The sequence below is a fragment of the Streptomyces showdoensis genome (assembly GCF_039535475.1).
Lineage (GTDB): Bacteria > Actinomycetota > Actinomycetes > Streptomycetales > Streptomycetaceae > Streptomyces > Streptomyces showdoensis.
The window spans coordinates 2,352,139-2,363,712 of record NZ_BAAAXG010000026.1; the positions used below are offsets into that span (position 1 = coordinate 2,352,139).

An 11,574-nucleotide genomic window follows, 5' to 3' on the forward strand; every position below is an offset into this window, starting at 1 on the left:
TTCCGCTCAACTCGCGTACAGCATCAGTCCGATGCCCACCACCATCAGGCCCGCCGCCGCGATCCTCGGCCCGCCGAAGCGCTCCTTGAACAGCACCGCGCCGATCGCCGCGCCCACGATGATGGAGGACTCCCGCAGGGCCGCGATCGGGGCGAGCGGGGCCTTGGTCTGGGCCCACAGGACCAGGGCGTAGGCGCCGACCGAGAGGAACCCGCCGAGGAGGCCGCGGGCGGCGTACGGGCGCAGTTCGGCTGCCAGGGCCGAGCGGCGGCGGTACAGGGCGTAGGCGGGGATGACGAGGCCCTCCAGGACCATCAGCCAGGCGATGTAGCCGAGCGGGGTCTCCGAGGCGCGCACGCCGACGCCGTCGACGACCGTGTACGCGGCGATGGACAGGCCCGTCGCCCCCGCCGCCAGCAGGGCCGCCCAGTCCGGGCGGGCGCCCTTGCCGCGGATGCCCCACAGGGCGAGGCCGGTGAGACCCGCGCAGGCGACCGCCACGCCGGCGATCTGCTCGGCGGACGGGATCTCGGCGAGGAACACCGCGGCGAGCAGGGTCACCACGAGCGGCGCGGTGCCGCGGGCGATCGGGTACATCTGGCCGAAGTCGCCGAGCGCGAAGGACTTCATCAGGAGCGCGTAGTACGCCACGTGCAGCGCGGCCGAGGCGATCAGGTAGGGCCAGGCCCCGGCCGCCGGGAGCGGGACGAAGCAGGCGGTGACGGCGCCGATCAGGGCGCCGCCGCCGGAGATCAGGGTGAAGGACAGGAGCTGGTCCGTGATGCGGGCGGCTATCGCGTTCCAGCTGGCGTGCGTCACGGCCGCGACCAGCACGGCCGCGACCACGAGCGGGGTCACGCCGTGCGCTCGCGGACGTCCGCCAGCGTGCCGCCCGCGTGCGCGATCAGGGCCTCGGGGGCCAGGGCGAAGACGGTGTGCGGGGTGCCGGCCGCGGCCCACACCACCGCGTGGCCGAGCAGCCCGCGGTCGGCGAGCACCCGGGTGCGGGTGCGGTGCCCGAAGGGCGGGACGCCGCCGATCGCGTAGCCCGTCGCCTCCCGGACGGTCCGGGCGTCGGCGCGGGTGACCTCCGTCGCGCCCAGCTCCTCGCGGACCCGCTCCAGGTCCACCCGCGAGGCCCCGTCCATGAGGACCAGCACGGGGACCCCGTCCGCGGAGAAGATCAGCGACTTCACGATCTCCGAGACCGCGCAGCCGATGGCCTCGGCGGCCTGCTGCGCGGTCCGCGTCTCGTCCGGGAAGCGCCGGACCTCGACGTCGAGTCCCAACTCCTTCAGGGCGGCGGCGAACTGGGGGTGGGCATCGGCGTGTGACGTCGTCATGGACGGCCACGCTAGCGGTACGTGTACGGGGCAGGCGACCGGGTTACCGGCCGGGGCCCGCCCGGGCGGGCGACCCGCCGCGGGCTGATCCGGCCTGATCCGGAAGACACGGCCTAGTCCGCCTGCAGGACGCTCGCCACGATCGGCCCGGCCGCGTCGACGCCGTGCCCGCCGTTCTCGACCAGGGCCGCCGCCGCCAGGTCGTCCGCGAAGCCGGTGAACCAGGAGTCCGAGGAGTCCTGGCCGTCGACCTCCGCCGAGCCGGTCTTCGCGCCCTTGTCGCCGCCGACCGAGGACATCACCCCGGTCGCCGTGCCGTAGCCGGCCGTCGCCGTCAGCCGCATCATGTCGCGCAGCTGCCGGGCCACGGCGGCGGGGAGCTTCCGCTCGGCGGTGGCGAACACCCGGTCGTCCACGTCCTGGGCGACCAGGTACGGCTGCCGGAAGGTGCCGTCCTTCGCGGTGGCCGTGATCGAGGCGATGTTCAGCGGGTTCATCTGGACCGTGCCCTGGCCGATGTACTGGGCCGCGGCCTCGCCGCCGGTCGCGGCGGGGACGGAGCCGTCGAAGGAGGTGATGCCTGTCTTCCATTCGAGGCCGATGCCGAAGACCTCCCTGGCCTCCTTGCCCAGCGCGGCGTCGTCGCCGACGTCGTCGATCTTCTTGATGAAGGCCGTGTTGCAGGAGCGGGCGAAGCTCTTCCCGAAGGGGGCGCCGTCCATCGAGAAGCCGTTCAGGTTCCGGATCGTCCGGCCGTAGTACATGACCGTCGGCGGGCACTCCGCCGGCCTGTCCGCCGTGACCAGGCCCTTCTCCAGGAGCAGCGCCGCCGTGACGATCTTCAGGGTGGAGCCGGGCGCCTTCGTGCCGGAGAACGCCGTGTTGAAGCCGGCCGCCGGGTTGTTGGCGACCGCCCGTATCGCGCCCGTCGAGGGCTTGATCGCGACCACCGACGCCGAGCCGTGCCGCTTGACCGCCCGCTCGGCCGCCGCCTGCACGTCCGCGTCGATCGTCGTCCGCAGCTTCCCCGGCTCGCCCTTCGACAGGGTGAGCAGGGTCGTGTCGGGCACGCCCTCCACGCCCGAGTCGACGAAGGTCTCGACGCCCGGCCTGCCGCCCACCGTGGCGCCGTACCGGGCGCGCAGCTGGTCCAGGACGGGGCCGAGCGAGGGGTACTTCTCGGCCGTGAGCTCCCGGCCCCGGACGTCGACGGCGTCGACCGCCGCCGTCCTGGCCGCGCCGGTGCGGATCGACGCCGACGCCGAGTTCAGCTTCGGGTGCAGGACGGCAGGCTTCCAGGCGACCAGGGGGCGCCCGGTGGTGGCCCCGCGGACCACGGTGAGCCGCGAGGAGTACGTCCAGGGCTTCGACACGCCCTGGTACGTGACGGTCGCCTGCACCGTGAACGGCACCGTCGCGCCCGTCGCGGGCCCGGGGGTGATCGTCGCGGCGGAGACCTTGGCCTCCTCGCGGAAGCCCAGCAGGGCCGGACCCGAGCCGACCGGGTCGTTGGTCAGCTGCGCCGCCCGGTCCGACTCCCCGCCGGCCCAGGCCGCGAGGAAGTCCTTCGCGGTCGCCGTCACCTCCTCCGGCGTGACCGGCCCCGACTTCGGCGCGGAGCCCGACCGCGTGCCGACCCCGTCGGACCCTCCGGTGATCCCGTTCCAGAGGTTGTAGCCCCCGTATCCGACCCCGCTCGCCACGACGACGAAGACCCCGCCGACGACCGCGACCTTCACACCACTGCGCATGACTGCGACTCCCTCCCCCAGGTTGGCCCCAGCAGCCTAGGGGGCGGGAGTGACAGCCGGCACGGCCGTTACCGGAAAGCGACCGGAACGTCTGTTTCCCGCTACCCCGGGGGCGTCAGACCCAGGTGTCGAGCCACATCCGGTTCCGCCAGCCCTGGATCGGAATCGCCTGCCCGGTGTACAGGGGCCAGAAATAGATGAAATTCCAGACGATGAGGAGAACGAGCACACCCGCGGCGACCGCACCGAAAGTGCGCCGCCTTTCCGAGGAACCCGCGGGCCCCACGATCGCCCCGATCATCATGGCCACCGCGAGACACAGGAACGGGACGAACACCACCGCGTAGAAAAGGAAAATGGTGCGTTCCTGGTAGAGGAACCACGGCGCCCAGCCGGCCGCGATGCCGCAGGCGATCGCGCCCGCGCGCCAGTCGCGGCGGAAGGCCCAGCGCCACAGCACGTACAGGATCGCGAAGCAGGCCGCCCACCACAGCAGCGGCGTGCCGAGGGCCAGCACCTCCTGCGCGCACTTGTCGCTCGCGCTCGCGGGGCAGCCGGACTGGCCGGGGAGGGGGGACTCGTAGAAGTAGGAGACCGGGCGGCCGAGGACGATCCAGCTCCACGGGTTGGACTCGTAGGTGTGCGGCGAGTTCAGCCCCACGTGGAACTTGTAGACCTCGGTCTCGTAGTGCCACAGGCTGCGCAGCCAGTCCGGCAGCCAGCCCCAGGCGCCGCCGCCGTTCAGCTTGTCCTGCTCGGCGGCCCAGTTGCGGAAGTAGCCCTTGTCGGTGACGATCCAGCCGGTCCAGGACAGCAGGTAGGTGCCGATGGCCACCGGGACGACGGAGACGAAGGCCGGCAGCAGGTCGCGCCTGAGGACCGCCGCGTACGGGCGGACGGCGCCGGCGGTGCGGCGGGCGCCGAGGTCCCACAGGACGGTCAGCAGGCCGAACGCGGCCATGATGTAGAGGCCGTTCCACTTGGTGCCGGCCGCCAGGCCGAGCATCACGCCGGCCGCGAGCCGCCACGGCCGCCAGCCGAGCCGCAGGGTCTCGGCGACCGAGGCGTCCGGCCGCAGGATCCCCTGGTCGTCCTCGGGCAGCCCGGCCGCGAGCCGGGCCCGCGCCCGGTCCCGGTCGACGACCAGACAGCCGAAGGCGGCCAGCACGAAGAACATCAGCACCTGGTCGAGCAGCGCGGTGCGGCTCATCACGAAGTGCAGGCCGTCCACCGTGAGCAGCAGGCCCGCCAGGCAGCCCAGGAACGTCGAGCGGAACAGCCGCCGGCCGATCCGGCACAGCATCAGCACCGACAGGGTGCCGAGCAGCGCGACCATGAAACGCCAGCCGAACGGCTCGAAGCCGAACAGCTTCTCGCCGACGCCGATGACCCATTTGCCGACCGGCGGGTGCACGACGTACCCGGGGTCGGTCGGCACGAGGACCGCGCCGGGGTCGTTCAGGATCGTCTTGTCGATGTCCTTCGGCCACGCCCCCTCGTACCCCTGGTTGATCAGGGCCCAGGAGTCCTTGGCGTAGTACGTCTCGTCGAATATCACCGCGTGCGGCTTGCCCAGGTTCCAGAACCGCAGCACGCCCGCGACCAGCGCGACGAGCAGCGGCCCGGCCCAGGCGGCGGCGCGCCAGATCCGGTCGGCGGCGGCCGGCCCGATCAGGAACAGCGACCACAGCCGCTCCGAGGGGCGGGTGTACGGCGGTACGAGCCGCTCCCGCAGGCCGACGGACAGGGCGCCCGTGGTGTCCGGCCGGTAGCCGAACTGCCGCAGCCGTCGCTGCCACGACGGGGGCTCTGCCACGGTGGGTGCCACGGGGTGCTGACCCTCCAGGGCCTCGGGTGCGGTACTGGTCACCGCGCCATCGTAGGGAACGCGCCTGTGCGCGTCGCCTGTCCGGGCTGGGAGGATGACCCGTGTGACAGGAACGCTGGTACTCGCAGGGACCCCCATCGGCGACATCGCGGACGCGCCGCCACGGCTCGCCACCGAATTGGAGAACGCGGACATCGTGGCCGCGGAGGACACCCGGAGGCTGCGCGGACTGACCCGCGCGCTGGGCATCCACACCACCGGACGGGTGGTCTCCTACTTCGAGGGCAACGAGTCCGCCCGGACGCCCGAGCTGGTCGAGGCGCTGGTCGGCGGGGCGCGGGTGCTGCTGGTGACCGACGCCGGGATGCCCTCCGTCTCCGACCCGGGCTACCGGCTGGTCGCCGCCGCCGTCGAGCAGGACATCAAGGTCACCGCCGTGCCCGGCCCGTCCGCCGTGCTCACCGCGCTCGCGCTGTCCGGGCTGCCCGTGGACCGCTTCTGCTTCGAGGGCTTCCTGCCCCGCAAGGCCGGCGAGCGCCTCGGGCGGCTGCGCGAGGTCGCGGACGAGCGGCGGACCCTCGTCTACTTCGAGGCCCCGCACCGGCTCGACGACACCCTCGCCGCGATGGCCGAGGTCTTCGGCGCCGAGCGCCGGGCCGCCGTCTGCCGGGAGCTGACCAAGACCTACGAGGAGGTCAAGCGCGGCCCGCTCGGCGAGCTCGCGGCCTGGGCGGCGGAGGGCGTACGGGGTGAGATCACCGTCGTCGTCGAGGGCGCGCCGGAGGCCCCGCCCGCCGAACTGGACGCCGAGGAGCTGGTGCGCAGGGTGCGGGTGCGCGAGGAGGCGGGGGAGCGGCGCAAGGAGGCGATCGCGGCCGTCGCCGCCGAGGCGGGGGTTCCCAAGCGCGAGGTGTTCGATGCCGTGGTGGCGGCAAAGAATGCGGCGGCGCCAGGCCCCGGAAACGGTAAAGGACTAATCTGAAAGGCAAAGCGGAACCCGGCGGCGGGCCTCTCCCGGGCCCCTTAGGGCAAGGGAACGCCAAAGAGCTTCCATGGTTTTTCCGGCGCTGATGCGCTTCGGCCGGAAAAGGCGTCCACTGGACCAGTGGAGAGGAGCTGGAATGACTGAGATCACCGGCACCGGAACGCCCGTCGCGCACGAGGCGTACGCCTTCGCCTGCATGAGATGCGGGTACGGCTGGGAGCAGGCCTACGACATAGAGCACCACGTCGACGCCAAGGGTCATGAATTCGTCGTCTACAAGGCCGACGGGGAGCGGGTCCCGTCCCCGCTGTCCAGCCCGACCTGCATGAACTGCGGCGGCCACGTCGTGCGGATCATGCGCGCGGGCCAGGTCTCCTCGGTGCTCGACCTGATGGCCGCCGCCGAACGGCACGGCCACGGGGCCAAGGCGACCAAGCCGGTGTCGATCGCCGGGCCGATCGGCCAGGAGCTCACCGAGGACACCCCGGCCGGACCCGAGCAGGAGAAGCCCGCGCACCACTGGCACCTCTCCGACCTGCTGCATCCCTTCCGGTCCCGGCGGTAACGCGGCGATACGCCTTGGCGGGCGGACTCATGGCCCTCGTACGATCGGGGCCATGAGTTCCAAGGACGCCCCGCCGCCGCTGCCCGAGCCCCTGCCGGTCCCGGTCGCGGACTCGCACACCCACCTCGACATGCAGTCCGGCACCGTCGAGGAGGCCCTGACCAAGGCCGCCGCCGTCGGCGTCACCACGGTCGTCCAGGTCGGCTGCGACCTCAAGGGCTCCCGGTGGGCCGCCGAGACGGCCGAGCGGTACGACAACGTGCACGCGGCCGTCGCGCTGCACCCCAACGAGGCCCCTCGGATCGTCCTGGGAGACCCGGACGGATGGTCCCGGCAGGGTGCCCGCATCCCCGGCGGGGACGCGGCGCTCGACGAGGCCCTCGCCGAGATCGACCGGCTGGCCGCCCTGCCGTACGTGCGGGCCGTCGGCGAGACCGGCCTGGACCACTTCCGCACCGGTCCCGAGGGCATGGCCGCGCAGGAGCGTTCCTTCCGCGCCCACATCGAGATCGCCAAGCGCCGGGGCAAGGCCCTCGTCATCCACGACCGCGAGGCCCACGCCGACGTGCTGCGGGTCCTCGACGAGGAGGGCGCCCCCGAGCGGACCGTCTTCCACTGCTACTCCGGCGACGCCGAGATGGCCGAGATCTGCGCCGCCAAGGGCTACTACATGTCCTTCGCCGGCAACGTCACCTTCAAGAACGCCCAGCCGCTGCGCGACGCCCTCGCGGTCGCCCCGCTGGAGCTCGTCCTGGTCGAGACGGACGCCCCCTTCCTCACCCCCGCGCCCTACCGGGGCCGCCCCAACGCCCCGTACCTGATCCCGGTCACCGTGCGGGCCATGGCGGCGGTGCGCGGCATCACCGAGGAGGAGCTGGCCGGGGCGATCGCCGTGAACACCGCCAACGCCTTCGATTACTGATCCATAACGGTTACGCCAGGTAGTCGGGTCGTTTTGGAGAGTGACCGCACGCGGGGCTAGGGTCCCGGCATCGTGAGCACTTCGTCGCACAGATCCGGGGCTCGCCGGGCCGCCCGGCGCCGCAAGGCGAGCCCGCCCGCCGTCGAGGGACTGCGGCGGATCGTCCCGCAGGCCCTCGTCGTCGCCTTCCTGGCCGGCGGCACCAGCGCCTTCGTCGCCCAGGACAAGGCCGTCCGGCTGTCCGTGGACGGCGTCCCGCGCACCCTGCACACCTTCGCCGACGACGTCGACGAACTCCTCGCCGACGAGGGCCTGACGGTCGGCGACCACGACATCGTCGCCCCGGCCCCCGCCGCCGCCCTGGCCAGCGGGGACGAGGTCGTCGTCCGCTACGGGCGGCCCGTCGCCCTCACCCTGGACGGGCAGCGCCGCCAGGTGTGGACCACCGCGCGGACCGTCGACGGGGCGCTGCGGCAGCTCGGCGTCCGCGCCGAGGGCGCCTACCTGTCGGCCTCCCGCTCGGCGCCCATCTCCCGCCAGGGACTCGCCCTCGACGTGCGCACCGAGCGGACCGTCACCTTCCTCGCCGACGGCCGCGAGCGGACCGTCCGCACCAACGCGGCCACCGTCCGCGAGGCCGTCGAGGAGGCCGGGATCACCCTCTCGGGCCAGGACACCACCTCCGTGCCGCCCGGCTCCTTCCCGCGCGACGGGCAGACCGTCACCGTGCTGCGGATCACCGGCAGCCAGGAGATCCGCGAGGAGCCCGTCCCGTTCGCCGTCGAGCGGATCCGCGACGACGAGCTCTTCGCCGGGACCGAGCTCGTCGAACGGCAGGGCGTCCCGGGCGTCCGCCGGGTCACGTACAGCCTGCGCACCGTCAACGGCGTCCGGCAGAAGCCCCGCCGCACCGGCGAGGAGACCGTCCGCGAGCCCGTCGCCCAGCGGGTCCGGATCGGCACCCGCGCGCTGCCCACCTCCGTCGCCGGCGCCGACGGCCTGAACTGGGCCGCGCTCGCCGCCTGCGAGTCCGGCGGCCGTCCCGGCGCCGTCGACCCCTCCGGCACCTACGGCGGGCTCTACCAGTTCGACCCCGGCACCTGGCGCTCCCTGGGCGGCACCGGGGTCGCCCAGAACGCGCCCGCCGCGGAACAGACCTTCCGGGCGAAGAAGCTCTACGTGACCCGGGGGGCGACTCCGTGGCCCCACTGCGGCCGTAGGCTGTACCGGTGAGCACCACCACCGGACCCGACAGTCCCGACGCCCTCCTCGGCCCCGCAGACATCCGCGAGCTGGCCGCCGCCCTCGGCGTGCGCCCGACCAAGCAGAAGGGCCAGAACTTCGTCATCGACGCGAACACGGTCCGGCGGATCGTCCGCACGGCCGAGGTGCGCCCCGACGACGTGGTCGTGGAGGTGGGACCGGGGCTCGGCTCCCTCACCCTCGCGCTGCTGGAGGCCGCGGACCGGGTGACCGCCGTCGAGATCGACGACATCCTCGCCGCCGCGCTGCCGGCCACCATCGCCGCCCGCATGCCGCAGAGGAAGGACCGCTTCGCGCTCGTCCACTCCGACGCCATGCTGGTCCAGGAGCTGCCGGGCCCGCCGCCCACCGCGCTCGTGGCCAACCTGCCGTACAACGTGGCCGTCCCGGTGCTGCTGCACATGCTGGACCGCTTCCCGACCATCGAGCGGACCCTCGTCATGGTCCAGGCCGAGGTCGCCGACCGGCTCGCCGCCCGGCCGGGCAACAAGGTGTACGGCGTGCCGTCGGTGAAGGCCAACTGGTACGCGGACGTCAAGCGGGCCGGTTCCATCGGCCGCAACGTCTTCTGGCCCGCGCCCAACGTCGACTCGGGCCTGGTGTCGCTGGTGCGGCGCACCGAGCCGGTGCGGACCACCGCCTCCAAGAAGGAGGTCTTCGCCGTCGTCGACGCCGCCTTCGCCCAGCGCCGCAAGACCCTGCGCGCCGCCCTCGCGACCTGGGCGGGCTCGCCCGCCGCGGCCGAGGCGGCCCTGGTGGCGGCCGGCATCTCGCCGCAGGCGCGCGGCGAGGCCCTGACGGTCGAGGAGTTCGCCCGGATCGCGGAGCACAAGGGGGCCGGGGCATGAGCGGCGCCGGTGCCGTCACCGTACGGGTCCCCGCCAAGGTCAACGTGCAGCTCGCGGTCGGCGGCGCCCGGCCCGACGGCTTCCACGACCTGGCCAACGTCTTCCTCGCCGTCTCCCTGTACGACGAGGTGACCGCGACCCCCGCGGACGCCCTGACGGTCACCTGCGAGGGCCCCGACGCCGACAAGGTGCCGCTCGACCGCACCAACCTGGCCGCCCGCGCGGCCGAACTCCTCGCCGCCCGGCACGGCATCGCGCCCGACGTGCACCTGCACATCGCCAAGGACATCCCGGTCGCGGGCGGCATGGCCGGCGGCAGTGCCGACGGCGCGGGCGCCCTGCTGGCCTGCGACGCCCTGTGGGGCCTGGACACCCCGCGGGCCGAACTCCTGGAGATCTGCGCCGAGCTGGGCAGCGACGTGCCGTTCAGCCTGGTCGGCGGCGCCGCCCTCGGCGTCGGCCGGGGCGAGCGGCTGACGGAGCTGCCGGTCGGCGGCACCTTCCACTGGGTCTTCGCCGTCGCCGACGGCGGGCTCTCCACCCCTGCCGTGTACGGCGAGTTCGACCGCCTCAACGAGGGCGTCGAGGTGCCCGAGCCGGTCGCCTCCCCGGCCCTGCTCGACGCCCTGCGCACCGGCGACACCGCCGCCCTCGCGGGCGCCCTCGCCAACGGCCTGCAGGCCGCCGCCCTGTCGCTGCGGCCCTCGCTGGCCGCGACGCTGGCGGCCGGCACGGCGGCCGGGGCGCTGGCCGCGCTGGTCTCCGGCTCGGGCCCGACGACCGCGTTCCTGGTGAAGGACGCCGAGTCCGCCGAGTCGGTCGCGGCCGCCCTGATCGCCTCCGGCACCTGCCGTACGGCACGGGTGGCGACCTCCCCGGCGGCGGGCGCGACCGTCGTCGGCTAGCGGCTAGTCCTTGTTCTTGGAGATCCGGGCGAGCAGCAGGTTCGGGTCCGGGTCCCGCTGGACGTAGAAGGCCGCGCTGTTCACGTAGACGGTCTTGGCGTGCACGGCCACGGAGGTCGGGTTCTGCAGGCCGTCGGCCTTCGTGAGGACCGTCTTGTGGCTGCCGTCCGGGCGGACCAGCGCGAGTTCGTCGATCAGGTTGAGCGCGGCGAGGACGGTGTCGCCGTGCCCGGTGAACGCGAAGTCGTCGATGGTGGTGAGCCCGGTCGCCCGGGTCTCGACGGGGCCCGCCGTCCGGTCGTCACCGGGGCCGAAGGGGATCCGCAGCAGGGTCCCGCGGGCGGTGTTGGACACCCAGACGGCGCCGTCGTGCAGCTTGAGGCCGTTGGCGCCGAAGGGCAGCTCCGGGGTGCCGTCCAGCGCGGTCCCGGTCGCCCACGCGGTGGGCTCGCCGCCGTCCGCCGGCACGCTCCACACGGTGCCGAGGGTGGAGTCGGCGGTGTAGAGGGTGCCGCACTCCTCGTCGAGGGCGAGGCCGTTGGGGAAGCCGTCGGCGGGCAGCTGGGCGATCTGCTCGGGTGCGCCGCCGTCGGGGGCGATGCGCCAGACGCCGGTCTCGGGCGTCCCGGTGACGTAGTTGACGTACAGGGTGCCGTCCTGGGCCCGGGCGATGCCGGAGACGATCGCGCCGCCGACGTTCGGGGCCTGCGGATCCTGCACGGTGGGCAGGGTGGCCAGGATCCTGGTGCCGCCGTGCCGGTCGACGCGGGCGACCTGGTGGGCGAAGGCGAAGGTGAGGTCGGCGGAGCCGTCGGGTTCGAGGGCGATGTTCTCCGGGGTCTGCCCCCCGGCGAAGTCGAAGTGGGCGAGGACGTGCGGGTCCGTCACCTTCGGGTCGCCGGCCGCGGCGGCGGGTCCGGCGGCGAGCAGGGTGAGCGCGGTGAGCGCGGCGCCGGCCGCGAGGGCGGCGGCGAGGCGGGGACTGCGGGCCATGGGTCTCTCCTGGGTGCGGTGCGGTGCGGTGCGGGTGCGGGGGTGGCTGCGGCTGGGACACCCCCGAACATGGCGGCCCGTCGGTCCGCCGCCCCGGCAGCCGGGGCCGGGGAGTCGCCCGCGCGGCCGAGGACAGCACTCCGTTCGTACTCATGCCCGGGTTGAGTACCG

At 73.7% G+C, this 11,574-nt stretch carries 11 protein-coding genes; 6 read left to right on the forward strand and 5 right to left on the reverse strand.

Translation table 11 applies throughout. The features are described 5' to 3' along the window. Window positions 1-6: 6 nt before the first annotated feature. The 4 genes from ABD981_RS23790 to ABD981_RS23805 all read right to left on the reverse strand — a co-directional run bounded on the left by ABD981_RS23790 (window position 7) and on the right by ABD981_RS23805 (window position 4,964). The gene (locus tag ABD981_RS23790; protein ID WP_046906934.1) at window positions 7-858 is read right to left on the reverse strand and encodes a DMT family transporter; all 852 of its coding nucleotides are present in this window, start codon (window positions 856-858) and stop codon (window positions 7-9) included. Continuing rightward, window positions 855-1,343, reverse strand: coding sequence for a YbaK/EbsC family protein (locus ABD981_RS23795; protein WP_046906935.1), 489 nt, complete (start codon window positions 1,341-1,343; stop codon window positions 855-857). The genes ABD981_RS23790 and ABD981_RS23795 overlap by 4 nt, the downstream gene beginning before the upstream one ends. Window positions 1,344-1,456: 113 nt before the next feature. Then, window positions 1,457-3,094, reverse strand: a complete 1,638-nt coding sequence (locus ABD981_RS23800) for a penicillin-binding transpeptidase domain-containing protein (protein ID WP_046906936.1) — start codon at window positions 3,092-3,094, stop codon at window positions 1,457-1,459. Window positions 3,095-3,209: 115 nt separating this feature from the next. Next, window positions 3,210-4,964, reverse strand: coding sequence for a dolichyl-phosphate-mannose--protein mannosyltransferase (locus ABD981_RS23805; RefSeq protein ID WP_046906937.1), 1,755 nt, complete (start codon window positions 4,962-4,964; stop codon window positions 3,210-3,212). A 52-nt stretch (window positions 4,965-5,016) separates the two neighbouring features. On the opposite strand from ABD981_RS23805, the gene rsmI reads away from it, so the two are divergent. From rsmI to ABD981_RS23835, 6 genes are all read left to right on the forward strand, one after another. Further along, window positions 5,017-5,904 carry a 16S rRNA (cytidine(1402)-2'-O)-methyltransferase gene (rsmI, locus tag ABD981_RS23810; RefSeq protein ID WP_205628136.1) on the forward strand — a complete coding sequence of 296 codons (888 nt, stop codon included), beginning with the start codon at window positions 5,017-5,019 and terminating at the stop codon, window positions 5,902-5,904. A 139-nt stretch (window positions 5,905-6,043) separates the two neighbouring features. Next, window positions 6,044-6,472 (forward strand): hypothetical protein, encoded by a 429-nt coding sequence (locus ABD981_RS23815; protein ID WP_046906939.1) that lies wholly within the window; start codon window positions 6,044-6,046, stop codon window positions 6,470-6,472. 52 nt (window positions 6,473-6,524) lie between these two features. Further along, a complete protein-coding gene (locus ABD981_RS23820) occupies window positions 6,525-7,394 on the forward strand; it encodes a TatD family hydrolase (protein WP_046906940.1) in 870 nt (289 codons plus the stop codon). Between the two features lie 72 nt (window positions 7,395-7,466). After that, window positions 7,467-8,627 (forward strand): resuscitation-promoting factor, encoded by a 1,161-nt coding sequence (locus ABD981_RS23825; RefSeq protein ID WP_276205570.1) that lies wholly within the window; start codon window positions 7,467-7,469, stop codon window positions 8,625-8,627. Beyond that, window positions 8,624-9,505 carry a 16S rRNA (adenine(1518)-N(6)/adenine(1519)-N(6))-dimethyltransferase RsmA gene (gene rsmA / locus ABD981_RS23830; protein WP_046906941.1) on the forward strand — a complete coding sequence of 294 codons (882 nt, stop codon included), beginning with the start codon at window positions 8,624-8,626 and terminating at the stop codon, window positions 9,503-9,505. Before ABD981_RS23825 ends, rsmA begins: the two co-directional genes overlap by 4 nt. Next, window positions 9,502-10,410 (forward strand): 4-(cytidine 5'-diphospho)-2-C-methyl-D-erythritol kinase, encoded by a 909-nt coding sequence (locus tag ABD981_RS23835; protein WP_046906942.1) that lies wholly within the window; start codon window positions 9,502-9,504, stop codon window positions 10,408-10,410. The genes rsmA and ABD981_RS23835 overlap by 4 nt, the downstream gene beginning before the upstream one ends. Window positions 10,411-10,413: 3 nt before the next feature. Here the strand turns inward: ABD981_RS23835 and ABD981_RS23840 are convergent, their stop codons facing one another. Continuing rightward, complete coding sequence (locus ABD981_RS23840) at window positions 10,414-11,403, reverse strand: SMP-30/gluconolactonase/LRE family protein (protein ID WP_046906943.1); 990 nt, start codon at window positions 11,401-11,403, stop codon at window positions 10,414-10,416. Between the last annotated feature and the right edge of the window lie 171 nt (window positions 11,404-11,574).